The organism is uncultured Marivita sp., assembly GCF_947488135.1.
Lineage (GTDB): Bacteria > Pseudomonadota > Alphaproteobacteria > Rhodobacterales > Rhodobacteraceae > Marivita.
Map to the genome: position 1 here is coordinate 42,256 of NZ_CANKYW010000008.1, position 18,525 is coordinate 60,780.

17 protein-coding genes are annotated in these 18,525 nt (G+C 61.9%); 14 read left to right on the forward strand and 3 right to left on the reverse strand.

The window, feature by feature from the left end; genetic code table 11:
- The first annotated feature begins 2 nt into the window (after positions 1 to 2).
- From Q1B16_RS18570 to Q1B16_RS18580, 3 genes are read left to right on the forward strand one after another with little or no spacing between them, the layout of a single operon-like run.
- Positions 3 to 554 (forward strand): TRAP transporter small permease, encoded by a 552-nt coding sequence (locus Q1B16_RS18570; RefSeq protein WP_299792482.1) that lies wholly within the window; start codon positions 3 to 5, stop codon positions 552 to 554.
- Entirely contained in the window at positions 551 to 1,855 is a 1,305-nt protein-coding gene (locus Q1B16_RS18575; RefSeq protein WP_299792485.1) for a TRAP transporter large permease subunit, read from the forward strand. Before Q1B16_RS18570 ends, Q1B16_RS18575 begins: the two co-directional genes overlap by 4 nt.
- 11 nt (positions 1,856 to 1,866) lie before the next feature.
- A complete protein-coding gene (locus Q1B16_RS18580; protein WP_299792488.1) occupies positions 1,867 to 2,736 on the forward strand; it encodes a dioxygenase in 870 nt (289 codons plus the stop codon).
- An 18-nt stretch (positions 2,737 to 2,754) separates the two neighbouring features.
- Here the strand turns inward: Q1B16_RS18580 and Q1B16_RS18585 are convergent, their stop codons facing one another.
- The 3 genes from Q1B16_RS18585 to Q1B16_RS18595 form a co-directional block, all read right to left on the reverse strand.
- Positions 2,755 to 3,435: a GntR family transcriptional regulator gene (locus Q1B16_RS18585; protein ID WP_299792491.1), complete on the reverse strand. Its 681-nt coding sequence runs from the start codon at positions 3,433 to 3,435 to the stop codon at positions 2,755 to 2,757.
- Between the two features lie 283 nt (positions 3,436 to 3,718).
- Entirely contained in the window at positions 3,719 to 4,402 is a 684-nt protein-coding gene (locus Q1B16_RS18590; protein WP_299792494.1) for a fumarylacetoacetate hydrolase family protein, read from the reverse strand.
- Positions 4,403 to 4,560: 158 nt separating this feature from the next.
- Positions 4,561 to 5,274, reverse strand: coding sequence for an FCD domain-containing protein (locus tag Q1B16_RS18595; protein ID WP_299792497.1), 714 nt, complete (start codon positions 5,272 to 5,274; stop codon positions 4,561 to 4,563).
- A 206-nt stretch (positions 5,275 to 5,480) separates the two neighbouring features.
- Between Q1B16_RS18595 and Q1B16_RS18600 the strand changes: the two genes are divergently transcribed.
- The 11 genes from Q1B16_RS18600 (at position 5,481) to Q1B16_RS18650 (ending at position 18,515) form a co-directional block, all read left to right on the forward strand.
- Complete coding sequence (locus tag Q1B16_RS18600; protein ID WP_299792500.1) at positions 5,481 to 6,302, forward strand: fumarylacetoacetate hydrolase family protein; 822 nt, start codon at positions 5,481 to 5,483, stop codon at positions 6,300 to 6,302.
- A 60-nt stretch (positions 6,303 to 6,362) separates the two neighbouring features.
- A complete protein-coding gene (locus tag Q1B16_RS18605) occupies positions 6,363 to 7,391 on the forward strand; it encodes an ABC transporter substrate-binding protein (protein ID WP_299792503.1) in 1,029 nt (342 codons plus the stop codon).
- On the forward strand, positions 7,388 to 8,197 hold the full coding sequence (locus Q1B16_RS18610) for an ABC transporter ATP-binding protein (protein ID WP_299792506.1): 810 nt from the start codon (positions 7,388 to 7,390) through the stop codon (positions 8,195 to 8,197). Before Q1B16_RS18605 ends, Q1B16_RS18610 begins: the two co-directional genes overlap by 4 nt.
- Positions 8,194 to 9,060: an ABC transporter permease gene (locus tag Q1B16_RS18615; RefSeq protein ID WP_299792509.1), complete on the forward strand. Its 867-nt coding sequence runs from the start codon at positions 8,194 to 8,196 to the stop codon at positions 9,058 to 9,060. The genes Q1B16_RS18610 and Q1B16_RS18615 overlap by 4 nt, the downstream gene beginning before the upstream one ends.
- The gene (locus Q1B16_RS18620) at positions 9,053 to 10,126 is read left to right on the forward strand and encodes an Ldh family oxidoreductase (protein ID WP_299792512.1); all 1,074 of its coding nucleotides are present in this window, start codon (positions 9,053 to 9,055) and stop codon (positions 10,124 to 10,126) included. Before Q1B16_RS18615 ends, Q1B16_RS18620 begins: the two co-directional genes overlap by 8 nt.
- Positions 10,127 to 10,475: 349 nt before the next feature.
- Positions 10,476 to 13,886, forward strand: a complete 3,411-nt coding sequence (locus Q1B16_RS18625; RefSeq protein WP_299792515.1) for an endonuclease/exonuclease/phosphatase family protein — start codon at positions 10,476 to 10,478, stop codon at positions 13,884 to 13,886.
- Between the two features lie 398 nt (positions 13,887 to 14,284).
- The gene (repA, locus tag Q1B16_RS18630) at positions 14,285 to 15,457 is read left to right on the forward strand and encodes a plasmid partitioning protein RepA (protein ID WP_299792518.1); all 1,173 of its coding nucleotides are present in this window, start codon (positions 14,285 to 14,287) and stop codon (positions 15,455 to 15,457) included.
- Positions 15,457 to 16,410: a plasmid partitioning protein RepB gene (gene repB / locus Q1B16_RS18635; protein ID WP_299792521.1), complete on the forward strand. Its 954-nt coding sequence runs from the start codon at positions 15,457 to 15,459 to the stop codon at positions 16,408 to 16,410. Before repA ends, repB begins: the two co-directional genes overlap by 1 nt.
- 180 nt (positions 16,411 to 16,590) lie before the next feature.
- Positions 16,591 to 17,727, forward strand: coding sequence for a plasmid replication protein RepC (repC, locus tag Q1B16_RS18640; RefSeq protein WP_299792524.1), 1,137 nt, complete (start codon positions 16,591 to 16,593; stop codon positions 17,725 to 17,727).
- A 260-nt stretch (positions 17,728 to 17,987) separates the two neighbouring features.
- The gene (locus tag Q1B16_RS18645; protein ID WP_299792527.1) at positions 17,988 to 18,209 is read left to right on the forward strand and encodes a type II toxin-antitoxin system CcdA family antitoxin; all 222 of its coding nucleotides are present in this window, start codon (positions 17,988 to 17,990) and stop codon (positions 18,207 to 18,209) included.
- Between the two features lie 12 nt (positions 18,210 to 18,221).
- Positions 18,222 to 18,515: a CcdB family protein gene (locus Q1B16_RS18650; RefSeq protein WP_299792530.1), complete on the forward strand. Its 294-nt coding sequence runs from the start codon at positions 18,222 to 18,224 to the stop codon at positions 18,513 to 18,515.
- The last annotated feature ends 10 nt before the right edge of the window (positions 18,516 to 18,525 follow it).

The window sequence follows — 18,525 nt, forward strand, 5'->3', positions numbered from 1 at the left end:
CCATGCTGAAGTCTGCCGTTGCTGGCGTATCTCGGGTCGCCAATACCCTTGCCATCGCGTCCAACGCCCTGGGCACCCTCGTGGTGCTGGCGTTGGTCGTCATCCTGAACGTCGACGTGATCGCCCGCGGGGTGTTCTCGGCCCCGATCAAGGGCACGTATGAGATGGTGCAGTTTTCCGTCGTATTGATCGTGTTCCTGCAACTGGCCGACGTGGTCCGGGTGGACCGGCTGACCCGGTCCGACGGTTTTCTGAACGTGGTACACAAAAGACGCCCCCGGATCGCCGCGAACATGCGGCGGATCATCAACGCGATCTCGGCCATCTTCATGGGTTTGATCGCCTACATCACCTTCCCCGAGTTTCTGCACATGTGGGACACGCAGGATTACTTTGGCGTGCCGGGCCTGTTCACCCTGCCCTGGTGGCCGGTGAAGCTCGTCATCACATTGGGCACGGCGCTGTCCTGCCTGATCTTCGTGCTCAAGGTGATCGCGGGCAAAGACCGCTCGGAGCTGGTGCGCACGCCCGAACATGACGAGTCCTCGCAATGACCCCTATCGAGATCGGCCTCATCTCGGTCGTCGCCATCGTCTTCCTGATCTATTCGGGCGTCTACATCCCCGTCGCGCTTGGCATGGTGTCTTTCGTGTCGATCTGGCTGATGCGGGACAACTTCACGCTGGCGCTGAACCTGCTCAAAGTGGCGGTCGGCGACAGCGCGATGGAGTACAGCTTCGCCACCATCCCGCTATTCACCTTCATGGGACTGATCGTCTCCAAAGCCGGGCTGGGTCGCGATATCTACGAGGTCATGACCATGCGCTTCCGCAAGGTCAAAGGCGGGATCGGCATGGCGACCGTGGGCGCAAACGCGGTGTTCGCGGCCGTGACCGGATCATCCATCGCGTCGGCCTCGGTCTTTACCAAGGTGTCGGTGCCGCAGATGATGGCGCAGGACTACAACCCGCGCTTCGCGGTCGGGGTCGTGGCCGGATCGTCGGTGCTGGGCATGATCATTCCGCCGTCGGCGATGCTCATCATCTATTCCTTCGTGGCCGAACAATCGGTCGGCGACATGTTCCTGGCCGGTGTCATCCCGGGCATCCTGCTGGCCATCGCCTATGTCGCCGCGATCTGGTTCATGGGCCGCTTCACGCCGGGCTTCGTCGGCGGACGGGTGGTCGAAGACACCGAGTGGATGACAGGCCGCGAGATTGCGTCCAAGACGTTGCCGACCCTGTTCCTGATCACCGTGGTTCTGGGCGGCATCTACACAGGCTGGCTCACCGCGGTCGAGGCTGGCGCCGCCGGGGCGCTTGTTGCGCTGATCATCGCGTTCTTCCGCAAGTCCATGACGCCCAAGGCGTTCTGGCACGCGCTGCTCGAAACCGGTCACATCACCGCAGCGATCCTCTTCCTGATCACCGCCGCGTCGATCTACAGCCGGATGCTGGGACTTGCCGGGTTGCCGAACCAGCTCGAAGACCTGCTTGCGGGCAGTTCGGCATCATTCTGGACGGTCATGCTGCTTTACGTGCTGCTGATGCTCTTTCTCGGCACGCTTCTAGATACCGCGTCGATCATCCTGATTGTTGTTCCGCTGTTCCTGCCGCTGGCCGAGGCGCTGGATATGTCGCTGATCTGGTTCGGGATCATCACCGTGGTCGGCGCGGAAATCGGACTGCTGACGCCCCCGCTGGGCATATCGTGTTTCGTCATCAAATCGACCATCGACGATGACCGCATCTCACTCAAGGACGTGTTCATGGGCGCCCTGCCCTTCGCCTTCGTGATGCTGATCGTCCTCTTCATCCTGATCGAATTTCCGATCCTCAGCCTTGCCCTCATCTAAGGAGTGATCTCATGCGCGACGTCACCAAGGACAACATCACCGACGTCTTCATGGGCTATATGGGCCCCGACATGGACCCGCGCCTGCGCGAGGTTCTGAGCAGCCTCGTCCGCCACCTGCACGACTTTGCCCGCGAGGTGAACCTGACGCACGAGGAATGGAACAAAGGCATCGCGTTCCTCGAAGCCGCCGGTGAGATCTCGGACAAGGAGCGGCACGAATTCGTACTGCTTTCGGATGTGCTGGGCCTGTCGTCACTGGTCGATATGCTGCATTCCAACCCAGAGGGCACGTCATCCTCGGTGCTGGGGCCGTTTCACATCACCGGCTCTCCGCCGCTGCCGCTGGGTGGCGATCTGCGCAAGGATTTCGACGACACGGTGCTGCTGGTCGAAGGCATGATCCGCGACACCGACGGCAAGCCCATCCCGGGTGCGACGCTCGACATCTGGCAGACCGCCCCGAACGGGCTTTATTCCAGCCAGGATCCCGATCAGGACACCTACTCCTTCCACGGCATCCAAACCGTCGGCGATGATGGCCGCTACCGGTTCACCTCGGTGCGCCCGGTGGAATACACCGTGCCCTCCGATGGTCCGGTTGGCGACATCCTGCGGGCCTGCGGCCGCCACCCGTGGCGTCCGTCACACCTGCATTTCATCGTGGAAGCCGACGGCTTCAAACCGTTGGTGACAGAAGTGTTCGCCGCCGATGATCCCTATCTCGATCAGGATACGGTCTTCGGCGTGCGCAAGGACCTTGTCATGTCCTATGAACACATGCCCGCAGGCAGTTTCCCGGATCAGGGGTTCGAGCTTTCCGGCAAGGTCGATGACCCCTACCTCAGGGTCGAATTCGACCTGACGCTCGTTAAGCAATAATCGCCGTAACCGCCCGGTTCAGGACAACACGCCGTCGCCCATGAGACCGGACAGGAACGCACCGGTCGTCCGGTAGTGGTTCAACAAGTCGGTGCTGGCCTCTTCCGCATTGCGCGCGATGGCCGCGTTCAGGATGCGGGTATGCTCGTCGCTCACATCCCGGCGTTGGTAGTTCAACGCGTTCCCGGCCAGAAACCTGTAGCGGATGTTCAGATCGTAAAGCTGCGAACAGAATTTCAGCAGGATCGGCGACTTCGCACCGGCGAGCAACGCCATGTGAAACGCCTTGTGATGTGCCTCGAACGTGGCTGCATCCGTCTCGCGTGCGCGGTGCATCCTGTGATGCGCCAGAACGATCCCCTCTTCCCAGGCCTCGGTGGCGTTGGCGATGCTCTCGCGCAAAGCCAGGTCTTCGAGGTTGCAGCGCAACATCAGGATCTCGTCGAAATTCGCCTTGCTCACCTCGGCGGTGCGGAACCCGCGCTGGTCGATGCGTTCAACAAGGTTGTCTGATGTCAGAAGGCTCAGCGCCTCGCGGATGGGCGATGCCCCGGTATCAAGACGTTTGCGCAGCCCGTCGATCTTGAGCTTTTCGCCCGGCTTCAATTCGCCCGTCACGATCATGTTGCGCAAAGAGACATAGGCGCGATGGGTGGCGGAACCCTCTTCTGTCTCGACGTCCAGATTGACGATGTTCATGGTCGACACGTTCCCGGATTAGCACAAAACCCCCGCCGTGAGGCGAAAGTAGCGCGGTCAATGCAAGTCGCAAAGCGAATGCCCGGTCAACTGCATCAACAGGCTCATTCATTTCCTTTTTCTAGATATAAAGACGATACGTCAATAATAATCGATATTTTCCGTACGCCACGGACGCGTCTACCCGGAGCGGGCCAAACCCGATCCAGGATTACTCAGACACCAAACAAAAAAGCCGGAGCACTGCGCGCTGCACTGCCCCGGCTTCCGATGTCTTGCGACCTTACACGACCTTGACGGTCAGCGATCCAACGCCCTCGATGGTCGCTTCCATCACGTCGCCCTTGACCACCGCGTTCACGCCCGACGGTGTGCCGGCCATGATGACGTCGCCTGCGGCCAGTTCGAAATACTCCGACAGGTAGGAAATCATTTCCGGAACCTTCCAGATCATCTGGTTCAGGTCGCCCTCCTGACGCAGCTCCCCGTTCACGTTCAGCGCGATGCGTCCCTGATCCGGATGCCCGACCTCGGACACCGGCAGCAAGGGGCCAACCGGGCCGGAGCGTTCGAAGGCTTTGCCGATCTCCCACGGGCGGCCCATCTTCTTCATCTCGCCCTGCAAATCGCGCCGCGTCATGTCGAGCGACACGCCATACCCCCAGACATGATCGAGCGCCTTGTCGAGCGGGATGTCGGTGCCGCCGGATTTCAGGCCGACCAGCAACTCCACCTCGTGATGCACATCGGACGTGTGCGGCGGATAGGGAAATTCGCCCGACGCATCGAGGTTGTTGGGGTTCTTCTGGAAGAAAAACGGCGGCTCGCGATCGGGATCGTGGCCCATTTCCACGGCGTGCGCCGCGAAGTTGCGGCCGATGCAATAGACGCGCCTGACGGGGAATGTGCCTCCGCCCTGCGTTGGAATGGTGTGCACCTGCGGCGCGGGAATGACATGATCGGACATCGCTTTCCTCCTCAAGCGTTTCGTTGCAAAGGGACCGGGTCAAACGCGCTCTGCGTCACACTCAGAATCCCTCACGGCCCGACCAACCCGGCGCAGCCGTCACCCATTTAATCACGAACTTCCCGCGGAATTTGCAAGGTTTCCACGCTGCAACCCGTTCAACCATTTCCCGAATTGGTTGGATTTTGGCGCGTCATCTCGTGCGGTGCGCCGTTCGGCAGAACCCGCGAATAAACCGATTTGAGATGCGTGAGCATCGCCTGCGCCGCAAGCTCGGCGTCACCGGCACCGATGGCCGAGACGATGACATCGTGCTCATAGAAGCTGGTATATTCCTCGGGCGGTTTGCGCGTCATGCGTGGCTGGCCCCAGACGATCGACCGGCGCACCGCGTTCAGCGTTTCGAAGAAGTAGAGAAACAGCTGATTCCGCGTCGCGCGGGCGATGGCGTGGTGCAGATTGTTGTCCCACGCCTCGTAAGACCGCCAGTCTTCGGCCTCCCGGCAGCGTTGGGCGCAAAGCCGCATTTGTTCGCGATCCGAACGCGTTGCCTGAAGCGCGGCCATGCGGCACAGCTGCGGTTCGATGGTAAAACGCACGGCCACCACCTGCTCTGGTTTGATCTGGTCGCCAAGATAGGTGACGTCCTGCAAATTCAGCACCGGGCGCGAGCCAACGAAGGTGCCCCGCCCCACGTGCCGCCAGATGCGCCCCTGCGCCTCGAGCTCATCAAGGGCCTTGCGCAGTTGGTTCCGTGTCGTGCCCAGCATCTTGCACAATTCCCGCTCCGGCGGCACCCGATCATTGTGCCGGTATCCCGCCGTGTCGATCAATTCCCGCAACTTGTGCGCCAGATCGGTATTCGAGGTCATATTCCGCCCAATTTGATGATTGGTTGATTGATCGAAACCGTAAGACGACGAAACATGGATGGAAAGGGGAGAGGTGTCAGTGAGTCGCGCATCACGTCGCGCGGCAATCACGTGACACCAACACGAGGGAGGATCGCCGGGTGCGATTGGCAACCATTTCTGTGGATGGAGACCCCATCTGCGTTGCGTATCTGTCAGACGGCAGCATGTTGAACATTTCCGAAGCCGCAGGCTCGATGCAGGCGTTGATCGAGGGCGGGAAACCGGCGCTTGATGCCGCCCGCAAGCTCGTGTCCGAAGCCGAGGACGGCCAGCACCAGGATAAGGTGATCCGGCAGAACGCCACGCTGATGGCGCCGATTCCAAAGCCGCTGAAGAACGTCTTTTGCGTCGGCCGCAACTATGCCGAGCACATTGCCGAAGGCGACCGGGCGCAAAACCAGAAGGTCGGCGTGACGGAACATCCCGTCTTCTTCACCAAGCCGCCGACCGCGGTTGTCGCACCCGATGGCGATGTCCTGCTCTTTCCCGAAGTGTCCACTTCCATCGACTACGAGGTCGAATTGACCGTGGTGATCGGCACGCCGGGCCGCAACATTTCCAAAGCGGATGCGATGGATCACATCTTCGGGTATACGATCCTCAACGACATCACCGCACGCGACATCCAGCGCCGCCACGGTGGGCAGTATTTCAAGGGCAAGGGGCTCGATGGCTCCTGCCCCATCGGTCCGGTCATCGTGACCGCCGACGAAATCGACGACCCGCACGCCCTGTCCATCGGCCTCACGGTCAATGGCGAACAGCGTCAGGACGGGAACACGAAGGACATGATCTTCGACATTCCGACGCTCATCGCATCCCTGTCCGAGGGGCTGACGCTCGAACCCGGCGACATGATCGCCACCGGCACACCGTCGGGCGTGGGCTATGCGATGGATCCGCCGCAGTTCCTCAAGGACGGCGACACTGTGATATGTAAAGTTTCCGGAATCGGCACGCTCAGCAACACTGTACGCGCCGTATAAAGGCCCCGCCGCTGCGGAAAGCGGCCAAAAGGGTCAGACACGATTGGGAGGAGAACCATCATGATCAACAGAAGAACATTCACCGCCTCATTGCTCGCCGCCGTCCCGGCGACGGGCCTGATGGGCACATCGGTACTGGCGCAAGACCTGCGCGACATCACCTTCGTGCAGCCAAGCCCGTCGGCCATCAACTCGTTCCCGGTCTTCGTCGCCATCGGCGAGGGCTTCTTCGAGGAAGAGGGCCTGAACGTCACCGTCGAGGCGATCAACGGCTCGGGCGCGGTGCTGCAAGCGCTGTCCGCAGGCCAGGCGCATTTCGGCCGTCCCGGCCCCGGTCCGATGATCGCGGCCAAGACGCGCGGCGTCGATGCGGTCCACATCTACAACGTTGCAGCACGCAGCAACTTCGGCATCGCGGTGCAGCAGGACAGCGACATCCAGAGCGTCGAAGACCTGCGCGGCAAGGTGATCGGCACAGGCACAGCCGACGGCGCGGAAGTGGGCTTTGCCCGCAACGTGATGTCCGGCGCGGGCATGACCGAAGGCGAGGATTACCAATTCCTCACCGTTGGTGACGGCGGCCCGGCAACGGCGGCGTTCCTGAACGGCGAAATCGACGCCTACTCCGCATCTACAGCGGACACCGCCATCCTGAACCAACGCGGCATGGCCGTGCGCGACATCACCCCGGCCGAGTTCGGCCGCTTCTTCGGCAACGGCATCGCGACGATGGCCGACACCATCGCCAATGACCGCGAGCTGGTCGAAGCCTGGAGCCGCGCCTTCGCCAAGGGTCACGCTTTTGCTTTGGACGACGCCAACCGGGAAGCAGTGCTTCAGCATCTTGCAGACGGCAACCCGCAGGAAGGTGAAGACAAGGAGTTCCAGTCCGCGCTCTTCGATGCGGTCCGTTCCAAGACCATTCCGTCCGACGACGCCCCGCATCTGGGCTGGTATCCGGCCGAGGTCTGGCAGGAATGGGAAGATGCGCTGGTCGCAGGCGGAGAGATCGAGGCACCGCTCGAGGATCTGAGCGCTGTCTGGACCAACGAATTCGCCGCCATCGGCGCGGAGGCGGCAGGCGGATGAACACAGCCGTCGCACACGACTATTCCGGCGCGCCTCTTGGCGCGCCGGTCTACGAGTTGACACAGGTCAGCAAGACCTATGCGCGCAACCGTGTGGTCGCGCTTGAAAATGTCAGCCTCACCCTGCGCAAGGGCAGCTTTACCTCGGTCATCGGGTCCAGCGGCTGCGGGAAGTCGACGCTGCTCAAGATCATGGCCGGACTCATCCCGCCCACCAAGGGCCGGGTGATCCTTCAGAACCAGCCCGTCAAGGGCCCCCGTCGGGACATCGGCATGATGTTCCAGCAGGCGACGCTCTTCCCGTGGAAGACCGCCGTGGAAAACATCGTGCTGCCCATCGAAATCCGCGATGGAAAGGCCGCCGCCAAGAAGGCGATGGACAAGGCCCACGAACTGCTCGAGATCGTCGGCCTCAAGGGCTTTGAAAACGTCTACCCGAACGAGCTTTCGGGCGGCATGGCGCAACGCGCGTCGATCTGCCGGATGCTCATCACCGAACCGGCGGTCCTGCTGCTGGACGAACCGTTCAGCGCGCTCGATGAACTATCGCGCGACATGATGAACATGGAGCTTCAGCGGATCTGCCGCGAACAGGATGCAACGGCCTTCCTCGTCACCCACTCCATTCAGGAAGCCGTGATCCTGTCGGACGACATCGTCGTGATGAAACCGCGCCCCGGCCGCATCGCCGAGGTCGTGAGCGTCGATCTTCCGCGCCCACGGACACTCGAGATGATGACGACGCCGAAATTCGGCGAAATCGTCGACCACATTCGGGGCATGCTGGACAAGGGAGAGGACATGTGACCGAGTATCAGACAAACGCGCCCACCGACGCCGAGACGATCCAGGACACCGTGTGGGAACAGGAAATCGCCTTCATTGACTCGGTGCCGCGCTGGATCGCCATGACCTTTGTTTTCGTGGTGTTCATCGGCACCTGGCAACTGGTGACAAGCTTCGGGCTCGTCTCGCCGATCATCCTGCCGACACCGATGGAAACCCTCAAGGACATGATCTTCGTCGGTCAGAACCTGGCCACGGGCGGCTACATGCTCGTCTCGCTCTGGATCACGATTCAAGAGGTGATCTACGGCTTCGCCCTCGCCATCGCCATCGGGTTCTCGCTCGGCGTGCTCGTCGGGGAAACCGCGTTCGGGGAAAAGGCGGTCATGCCCTACCTCGTCGCCATCGACACCATGCCAAAGGTGGCGTTCGCGCCGCTATTCGTGGCGTGGCTGGGGTTCGGCATCGAATCCAAAGTGGCCCTCGCCGCATTCATCGCGACCTTCCCCATCGTCGTGGGCACGGCTGCCGGCCTGCACGCCGCCGATGAGAACGCGCGGATGCTGTTCAAGACCATGGGCGCAAGCCGGATGCAGACGCTCATCAAGATGAAGCTGCCCACCGGCCTGCCCCAGATTTTCACCGGTCTCAAGATCGGCGCGGTCGGCGTCATGGCGGGTGCGATCACCGGCGAATTCCTCGGTGGCGGCAAGGGCTTTGGCGAGCTGATCCGCGTTGCAGCGTCACAGCTCAACACACCACGTGTGTTCTCGCTGATCCTCTATCTCAGCGTGGTGGGTCTCGTGCTCTACCTCATCGTGCAGTGGACGCAGCGCCGTGTCGTCTTCTGGCAAAAGGAAACCGTGGGATCCTACGATGGCTGACGGCTCTGCGATCGCGGTCGCGGACTTGCGCGACTTCGTCTCCCGCGCGCTCATGGCGCGCGGGGTGCCGGACACCGACGCGGCCAAGGTCGCGGGCTTCATGGTCGAGTCGGACATCTACGGCTACGGCACCCACGGCGTGTTCCGCCTGCGCCAATACCTCGCGCGGCTGGACGGCGGCGGGTGCAACCCGACCCCGAATATCTCCATCGCGCAGCAGACCGTCGCCACAGGCCTGATCGACGGTGATAATGGGCTTGGGCATCTCGCAATGGCCGCCGCCCGCGATCTGGCGATCGACAAGGCGCGCGAGGCCGGGATCGGCTGGGTCGGCGTACGAAACGGCAACCATGCGGGCCCACTGGCGCTCTACGTGCGCCCACAGGCCGAAGCCGGGCTTCTGGGCATGGCCGCCGCCGTCGGCAGCGCCAACCACGTGCCCCCCTATGGCGGCACCGACCTGCTGCTTGGCACCAACCCCATCGCTTTCTCCGCCCCCGCGGCGGGGCCCGATCCCTTCGTGTTCGACATGGCCACCACGGTGGCGGCGATGGGCAAGATCAAGACGCTCCTGCAACAGGGCGAACCGATGCCCGAGGGCTGGATGGTCGGGCGCGACGGCAAACCCCTGACCGATCCCGCGAAGAAGTCCGAAGGCTTCCTCCTGCCCATCGGCGGGCCCAAGGGCTTCGGCCTGTCCGTCGCCATCGGGCTGATGGCTGGCGTGATGAACGGCGCGGCGTTTGGCTCTGACGTGGTGGATTTCACCAAGGACACCACCTCGCCCACCAATACGGGCCAGTTCGTCGTGGCGATCGACCCCGCCGCTTTCGGCATCGGTGCTGGGTTCGCTGAAGAGGCCGCCCGCGTCTTCTCCGAGATGCGCGCCTCCCCTCCCCTGCCCGGTCACGACCCGGTGCGCCTGCCCGGTGACGGCAAGACCGCCGCCGCAGAGGCCCGCCGCAAGGACGGGCTGACGCTGAAAGCCGCCCTGCGCCGCGATCTCAACGCGCTTGCCGCAGATTGCGGCCTCGACGCGCCTTTCCCGGACGACGGGACCGCGTAACGCGGTCCCACCCGGACCACTCCTTCCGATAGCGGATCCATTCAGGCCTTGAGCTCGCCTAGCGAGCCCCCGGATCGGCTCCCAAGCGACTTCAAAAGCCCTAAAAATCCGCACCCTGCCCGCGCTCTGCGATTTTCTGCTCATACGGCGGCGATAAACCGCCACGTCGCTCCGCAGGCGCACAATTTCTGGATGACTCCGAAAAACAAGGGATAGCCTCAAAGATGTGGAATCGCGGCTGGACCGGCCCGAGTCCGGCAGGGCCATTTGCGCCCTGACAGGGCGTGCGCAACGCCCCGCAAGACAAGCGCGGCCCAAGTCGCGATGACAACAGGAAGGATCGACAAAAATGAGCTTGATGATAACCGGAGTGATCGACGGCCCGCTGAGCGGCGGCGTCCCCAAGGCGATACAGCTTTACGCGCTCGCTGATATTCCCGATCTGTCGATCTACGGCGTCGGGTCAGCGAACAACGGCGGCGGATCGGATAACGAAGAATTCACCTTCCCGGCGGTCGCGCTGGCCGCTGGATCAACCCTCTATGTCGCGTCCGAAATTCCGGGATTTACCGATTTCTTCGGCTTCGCACCCGATTACACAAGTTCCAGCGCCAGCATCAACGGCAACGACGCGATCGAGCTGTTCCAGATCGGCGCGGTGATCGACGTTTTCGGAGACATCAATGTCGACGGTTCGGGTGAGGTTTGGGATTACATGGACGGCTGGGCCTCCCGCACGCCATCCGAAGGGCCAAACCCCATCTTCGATCCCGCCGAATGGACCTTCAGCGGCGCAAACGCTCTGGATGGCGAGACCAGCAACGCCACTGCCGCAACGCCCTTTCCCTTCCCCGATAGCGGCGGAACGGGCAGCCCCGATATCGTCATCAACGAAGTCCGCATCTCGCAATCCGGCCCGGACACGGACGATTTTGTCGAACTGTTCACGACACCCGGCGCGTCTTTCGACGGCAAGACGCTGGTCGTGCTGTCCGGCGAATTTGCACCCGGCCAGATCGACTTTGCCATAAGCCTCGACGGCGCGGTGGCCGACGAAGACGGCTTTCTGCTCATCGCCAATAGCGAGAATCCGAACCTTGATGCGGGTGATGTCGGTGTTTTGGGCCTCGATTTCTTCGGCTCTCCGCAGACCTTCCTAGTGGTCGACGGGTTCTCCGACCTTCCTGGGGCCGATCTGGACACCGACGATGACGGCACGCTCGACACGACGCCGTGGACCGAGGTGATCGCGAGCCTGTCCTTCGAGGATGGCGATACCACCCCGGATGTCAGCTATTCCGACATGGTCATCCCCCCTGACGGCACGTTTACCGCAGCCGGGGCCGCGCGGGACACGGACGGAACCGGGGCTTTTACCCCCCTTCCCTTCAACGACCTGTCCGCCGACACGCCGGGCAGCACGAACACCCCCGTGATCGCCCCCGACCGCGTCACCATCATGGAAATTCAGGGCGCGGGCCATGTCTCGGGCCTCGTCAGCGCGACGCCACTTGATCCGACCACCGGCGCAAATGGTCCGCGTGTCACCACGACCGGCATCGTCACAGCGGTGGATTCCAACGGATTCTACATGCAGGACGCCACCGGCGACGGCGATATCGCCACCTCCGACGCCATTTTCGTCTTCACCGGCAGCACCCCCACCGTAAGCACCGGGGATGAGGTGGACGTGACCGGCACAGTCTCCGAATTCTATCCCGGAGGCGCATCCAGCGGCAATCTGAGCACGACGCAGCTTGCCGGTTCGCCCGAGGTCACGGTCCTGTCCACGGGCAACGCGCTGCCAAGCGCGGTGATCCTCGGCGCGGGCGGGCGGCCCCTGCCCGACCAGAACATCGACGATGACGCCTTCGCGTCCTTCGACGTGGACACCGACGGTATCGACTATTTCGAAAGCCTCGAAGCGATGCTCGTCACCGTCCCGCAACCCGTCGCCATTTCCGGCACCAACGCCTTTGGCGAGGTCTTCGTTGCGGTCGATGGCGGTGCCGGGGCCACCGGCCTGTCGGAACGCGGCACGCTCAATATCTCACCCGACGATTTCAACCCCGAGAAGGTGCAGATCGACTGGGATTCCACCGTCAGCCCGGGCGATGTCGCCTCGGTCAGCGTCGGCGCGGCGTTCGACGACATCATGGGCGTCGTGTCCTACAGCTTCGGCAATTACGAGATCGTGCCGACCGAAACCGTTGTCGTGATCGAACCCTCCGCGCTCGAGGCGGAAATGACCGATCTGACGGGATCCGACACCGATCTGAGCATCGCGACCTACAACGTGCTCAATCTCGACACAAACGATGCTGACGGAGACACCGACGTGGCCGATGGCCGTTTCGATGCGATCGCCGAACAGATCATCACCAACCTCAACAGCCCCGACATCATCGCGCTGCAAGAGGTGCAGGACAATTCCGGCTCGGTCGATGATGGTGTGATTTCCGCCTCGGCCACCTATGAGGCCCTGATCGACGCGATCGACCTTGCCGATGACGGCGTGTTGAACGACAGCACCGGCTATGCCTTCATCGACAACACCTTCATCGGCAACAACACCAGCGGCGGCCAGCCGGGCGGCAACATCCGCACCGGGTTCCTCTACAACGAAACCCGCGTGACGCTGATCGAAGGCTCGGTGCAGACCATCGGCAGCCAGGCACCCGGTGGTGCCTTCGAGGGCGCGCGCCTGCCCCTTATCGCGAGTTTCGACTTCAACGGCGAAGAGATCACAGTGGTCAACAACCACTTCTCCTCCAAAGGCGGCAGCGCGCCGATCTTCGGGGTCGAACAGGACTTCGCGGACCGTCAGGAAGACGTCACCGTAAACGGCTCGCTCGACGAACGTCAGGCGCAATCGGCGGCGGTCAGCAGCTTTGTTTCAGGAGCCTTGGCAGAGAATGCAGAGGCCAATGTGGTCGTTCTGGGCGATCTCAACGAGTTCGAATTCGTCTCTCCCGTCACCGGGCTCGAAGACGCCGGTCTGACCAACCTGACCAACACGCTTGATCCCGATGAACGCTACACGTTCAACTTTCAGGGCAACAGCCAATCGCTGGATCATATCCTCGTCTCCGATGCCCTGCTCGGCGGCGCGCAGTTCGACGTGGTGCACACCAACTCCGAATTCGCCGCCACCGACAGCAGCGCCAGCGACCACGACCCCCTCCTCGCATTGCTGAGCTTCGACGCCCCGGAACCTGACACGATCACCGTCGCGGTCACGTTCGACACCTTCGGCTTCTTCGGCTCTCGGGCGACCGAGACCGTGGAGGACGCCGTGGTCGACACCGGCCGCGTGCCGACGATCCGCAACAGCCTCGATTTCGACGGGGTCGATATCGAACTCGGCGCCAGTGCCGGGGGCGTTGAATATGTGACCAGCTACAAGGGCGAAATCGGGGTCTTCTCGTTCGGCGACAGGGTCTTCCGCGGCGAGGCAGGATTGGTCAACGATGACGAAACCCTGATCTTCGACATCGAAGACGGCGCATTTGGCGATGCGCTCATGGCGATGTTCGATTTTGCCACCGTGAAAGGGTCTGGCAATGTCGAAATCGCGTTCTTCAACGACGGGGTAGAGATCGGATCGCAGGTCGCGTCCGCCGCAAGCGGCTCTGTCACGGCGGAACTCGACGGTCAGAGCTTCGACAGCGTTGAGCTTTCCGCCCTCGGCAACACCGCGTTTTCGCTGGTCGGGTTTTCCTTCGAGCGAACTGCGATGGATGATTTCCTGATCGTGTAAACGGGCGCGAAATCTCCTCGATTGACTTCGCTAACTCCGGAAACAGTCTCTAACCGCCGCGTTAGAGACTGTTTTTTCGTTCTGCTGCGCCCGGATACAACTCGATTCGGCCGGAAGCCACCGCAAGTGTGCCCTCGCTGGCACCACCTGTCATGGGGTCTGAGAGCGACTTATTTCGCACCAGAGCCACGCAAATGTGGAATTTCCCAGATAAATGACAATATTTTCAGTGAGTTACAAACTTCCTTGCGTTGGCCGACAGAAAAATATCAACATCTGGACGCAGCCCGTGCAGGCGACCCTGCGAAGAAAGCTTGCCAAACGGCCCCTCGCTTGCCTAAAAGAAACGATAAATAAAGCGCTGACGCAAAACAGCGTTACTGAGCAGAGGCAATGAGATGGACGCGATCCACATCAATCGGCGTATCCGCGAGAACGCCGAGAACCTGAGCGATGCGCTGGAAAGCCACATGCTCAAGGTCTTCGCCCCCGACGCCCGCAAGGAGCTGCGACGCTTCAATGCCCGTGAAGTGGCGGACCTTCTCGGGATTTCCACCTCTTTCCTGCGAAAGCTGCATTTCGACGACCGTATCCCGGACGTGCATACCACGCCCGGAGGCCGGCGCCACTATACCGCCGCCGATATCCAGGTGGTGCGCGAGGCGCTGGAGCAGACCGCCAAGACCAAGGGCGCCTACATGCGCGGGCGGCGGCCCGGTGACAAGTTGCAGGTGCTGTCCTTCCTGAACTTCAAGGGCGGATCCGGCAAGACCACGTCTTCGGTCCACACCGCGCAGCGACTGGCACTCAAGGGCTACCGCGTTCTGTGTGTCGATATCGACCCGCAAGCGTCTCTAACCACGCTGTTCGGCTATAGACCGGAGTATGATTTCCTTCACTCCGGCACCGTTTACGACGCCATCCGCTACGATGACCCCCTGCCCTTGTCAGCCGTCATCCAGCAGACCTATTTCACCGGAATCGACCTCGCCCCCGGCGGGCTGTTGTTGCAGGAATTCGAACACGAAACCCCGCAGGCACTGCGCCACAACATCCAGCCGCCGTTCTTTTCGCGTATGGCCACCGCCCTGCAAGAGGTCGAGGACCGCTATGACGTGGTGATCTTCGATTGCCCGCCGCAGCTTGGCTATCTCACCATGTCGGCGCTTTGTGCCTCCACCGGCGTGCTGATCACCGTCATTCCCAACATGCTCGATATCGCGTCCATGTCGCAATTCCTGCAAATGAGCGCCGATCTTCTGGATGTCGTCTCTAACGCAGGCGCAAGCATGGAATTCGACTTCCTGCGCTTCCTCATCAACCGCTACGAGGCCAATGACGGACCGCAGCAACAGGTGGTCGCCTTCCTGCGTCAGCTCTTCGGCGACGAGGTGATGGTGGCCCCCGTTCTCAAATCCACCGCGATCTCGGATGCGGGGCTGACGCACCAGACCGTTTACGAGGTGGACCGGTCACAATTCCACCGCAACACCTACGACCGTGCGGTGGATTCACTAAACCTTGTGAACGATGAAATCGAGTTGCTGATGCAAAACGCATGGGGGCGCTGATGGCACGTAAAGGCATTTTAACCACTGAACCGAACACCTCACCGAAACGGCGGGCACCCGAACCGGTCGCACCGCGCGGAGCCGTGGGCGCGCTGCAAAGCTCGCTGACCAAGCTCCAGGAAAACGCGGTGCAGGACATCGCGGCGCATTTGATCGACGACGCGGGCATCGAAGACCGGCTGGCAATCGACCCGGACTCACAGGCACAGCTCAAGGCAAGCCTGAAAACCTATGGTCAGCAGGTTCCGGTGCTCTTGCGCCCCAACCTCGACAAGCCGGGCCGCTACGAGATCGTCTATGGCCGCCGCCGTCTGGCCGCGCTGCGCGATCTCGGAATGCCGGTCAAGGCGATGGTGCGCAATCTGGACGATCACGCGTTGGTGCTGGCCCAGGGCCAGGAAAACACCGCCCGGCAGGACCTGAGCTTTATCGAAAAGGCCAGTTTTGCCACCCAGCTCGCGCAATCCGACTATGACCGGCAAACCATCGCCGCGGCGCTCTCGATCGACCTGCCGATGGTCAGCCGTTTGCTCAAGATCGGCACCGAACTTCCGCTGGAGTTTCTCCGCCGCATCGGGTCGGCCCCGGGCATCGGGCGCGACCGCTGGACCGCGCTTGTCAAGATGTTCAACGACGACCCGAACGCCCGTCGTCGTGCCTACGAGACGTCGCGCAGCGCGGGCTTCGACGAACTGCCTTCGGATGACCGGTTTGAAAAGACCTTTACCGCCGCCGCCAACAAGCGCCGTCCGGCTGACACGCCGCCGACCCCGAAGGCCCGCACGCTGCGCGGCAGGGATGGCACGGCGATTGCCGACATCCGCAGCACACGGCGCGGTGTGACGCTGAACATCCCGGCGCGCGACGGCTTCGATGCCTGGATCGCAGAACACGCCGAGACCCTGATTTCCGACCTTCACGACCGCTGGCAAAAAGAGCGGACGGAAGACTGAGGCACCGAAAACCAGACCTAAGGAGGCACGAGCAGAAGCCGACAAAAGAAAAGCCCCCCAGGAGTCTCCCGGAAGGCCCTTCTCAATCTTCGCACCTTTGAGATAGCAACCGGACTCCAACCCTGTCAACTCCATGTCGCGGCATGGGGGCAGGATTTTGTTGTCTTTCGTGAAAATTTGATGAGCTATGCGTTCCAGACACCCGTCGGGCGGCCGGTCGAGGCTTGCCTGACGGCTGACAACCCCGCCATCGGCCCCGACAAGTGGCAGATCCTGTCCGCTTTGACCGACGCCGCCGACCGCTTTGGCCTGAGCCACAGACCGCTCTGCGTGCTCCGCGCCTTGCTGACCTTCCTGCCCGAACGCCACATCCCCGAGGGCCACCGCGCCATCGTCTTTCCCGCAAACCGAACTCTCTCGGATCGGCTGGGCGGAATGCCGGAAAGCACGCTGCGGCGGCATCTGGCGACATTGGTCAAGGCCGGGATTGTCAGCCGTCACGACAGCCCGAACCGCAAACGATACGCAAAACGTATCAAAGGCGGGATCGCGCTGGCCTTCGGCATCGACCTCGCACCGCTGGTGAAAAAGGCGCGCGCTATTCTGAACGCAGCTCAAGAGGCACAGGAGCGCGCCGAGAGGCTTCAGGTGCTTCGCGCCCGTCTCATCTCTTTGCGCCACGAGCTGCGCGTCTCGGATAGGGCAGGGGAGGCGGAGGCGCTTTGCGAAGATGTCGCCCGTGCGCTGCGGCGCAAACTCTCCGAGGCGGACCTGCGAGACTGGCTGAGCCGTCTGGAACACGCTTTGAAAAACAGCATCAACGCAGAAGAAATGAGCGCCAGCGACATCCAGAATGAGCGGCACATACAGGGTAAAAAAAGATTAAACTCTGACTCTGAAGCACCCGACCAACCCGCGATTGTCAGCCGGACAGAAATTGCTGAGAAAGACAGGCGCACCGGTCCGAAGCAAACCGAGATCAGCCTTCGCCAGGTGATTGACCGATACCCCGGTTTTCAGTGCTTCTTCCCCGATCCGGTTCGGTCCTGGAGAGACCTCGAAGAGATTGCCAGCCGTCTCGCCCCGATGATGGGGATCGATCAACCTGTCTACGCCGAAGCGCGGCAGCGCATGGGCCCGGTCGCCAACATTGTCACCGTGCTTTACATCCACGACCGGTTGGCAGAGATCAAAAACCCGGGCGCGTATCTGCGGCGCCTCAGTCAGACCGCACCTCGGCATGGGTTTGACGTGATGGCCCTGCTGCACGGCGGGAAATCGGGAAAATTGTCAGCTGACAATCCAGAAACCGTATGAAAAACAATGGGTTGTCTGTTTTGAACCGTCTGACAATCGGTCGATATGGGTGTTTTGAGCGCCAAAAGGCTGTGGGAAGCCACTCAGTGTCTGGATCGGACGTCCATAGCATCAGTTCTCGGCAAATAGACGGGGCAGGGCAACTGCGTCGCACCGACCTTGCCAAAAACTCGGACAATACCGTGACCACGGCCCTCACTTGCCAGAAATCCGCGCATATCCTATCTTCCCATGTCATACGCATGATCCATGGGTGCAAGATGGGACGCATCAAGGTGAACCTGACGCTCGACGCGGACGTGGCCAACGCGGCGCGGGAGCTTGGGCTGAACATGTCGCGCCTCGCCGAAGCCGCGATTTCCGACGCTGCCAAGCTGGAACGCAACCGCGTGTGGCGGGAAAAGAACAAGGCCGCCATCGACACCTATGCCAAGGAAGTCGAACGCGAGGGTCTGGCGCTGTCGCGATTCCGCAGCTTCTAGGCGGGGCAGGGGATGGCGCAGTTCGATCTTTTTCGCCTTGGCAACGGGCAACTGGTCGTGGACCTGCAAACCGACCTGATCGGCATTGACGCCACCCGCATCGTCGCACCGCTGCGCGACGCTGGCCGCTACGCCGCGTTCCCGGGCCTCACGCCCCAGGTCGAGGTGGACGGCACCACATGGATCGTCCGCACGCAGGAGCTCGCTGCGGTGCCGGGTTCGGAGTTGCGCGATTGCGTGGGGTCACTTGCCGATCATCGCGACGCGCTGAAACGGGCGCTGGACATTCTGATCGACGGGGTTTGAACGGCTGACA

Excerpts from the sequence above, each read along its gene's own strand:
- Q1B16_RS18570 (WP_299792482.1), top strand. The coding sequence starts at position 3 with ATGCTGAAGTCTGCCGTTGCTGGCGTATCTCGGGTCGCCAATACCCTT.
- Q1B16_RS18575 (WP_299792485.1), top strand. The coding sequence starts at position 551 with ATGACCCCTATCGAGATCGGCCTCATCTCGGTCGTCGCCATCGTCTTC.
- Q1B16_RS18580 (WP_299792488.1), top strand. The coding sequence starts at position 1,867 with ATGCGCGACGTCACCAAGGACAACATCACCGACGTCTTCATGGGCTAT.
- Q1B16_RS18585 (WP_299792491.1), bottom strand. The coding sequence starts at position 3,435 with ATGAACATCGTCAATCTGGACGTCGAGACAGAAGAGGGTTCCGCCACC.
- Q1B16_RS18590 (WP_299792494.1), bottom strand. The coding sequence starts at position 4,402 with ATGTCCGATCATGTCATTCCCGCGCCGCAGGTGCACACCATTCCAACG.
- Q1B16_RS18595 (WP_299792497.1), bottom strand. The coding sequence starts at position 5,274 with ATGACCTCGAATACCGATCTGGCGCACAAGTTGCGGGAATTGATCGAC.
- Q1B16_RS18600 (WP_299792500.1), top strand. The coding sequence starts at position 5,481 with ATGTTGAACATTTCCGAAGCCGCAGGCTCGATGCAGGCGTTGATCGAG.
- Q1B16_RS18605 (WP_299792503.1), top strand. The coding sequence starts at position 6,363 with ATGATCAACAGAAGAACATTCACCGCCTCATTGCTCGCCGCCGTCCCG.
- Q1B16_RS18610 (WP_299792506.1), top strand. The coding sequence starts at position 7,388 with ATGAACACAGCCGTCGCACACGACTATTCCGGCGCGCCTCTTGGCGCG.
- Q1B16_RS18620 (WP_299792512.1), top strand. The coding sequence starts at position 9,053 with ATGGCTGACGGCTCTGCGATCGCGGTCGCGGACTTGCGCGACTTCGTC.
- Q1B16_RS18625 (WP_299792515.1), top strand. The coding sequence starts at position 10,476 with ATGAGCTTGATGATAACCGGAGTGATCGACGGCCCGCTGAGCGGCGGC.
- repA (WP_299792518.1), top strand. The coding sequence starts at position 14,285 with ATGGACGCGATCCACATCAATCGGCGTATCCGCGAGAACGCCGAGAAC.
- repB (WP_299792521.1), top strand. The coding sequence starts at position 15,457 with ATGGCACGTAAAGGCATTTTAACCACTGAACCGAACACCTCACCGAAA.
- repC (WP_299792524.1), top strand. The coding sequence starts at position 16,591 with ATGAGCTATGCGTTCCAGACACCCGTCGGGCGGCCGGTCGAGGCTTGC.
- Q1B16_RS18645 (WP_299792527.1), top strand. The coding sequence starts at position 17,988 with ATGGGACGCATCAAGGTGAACCTGACGCTCGACGCGGACGTGGCCAAC.
- Q1B16_RS18650 (WP_299792530.1), top strand. The coding sequence starts at position 18,222 with ATGGCGCAGTTCGATCTTTTTCGCCTTGGCAACGGGCAACTGGTCGTG.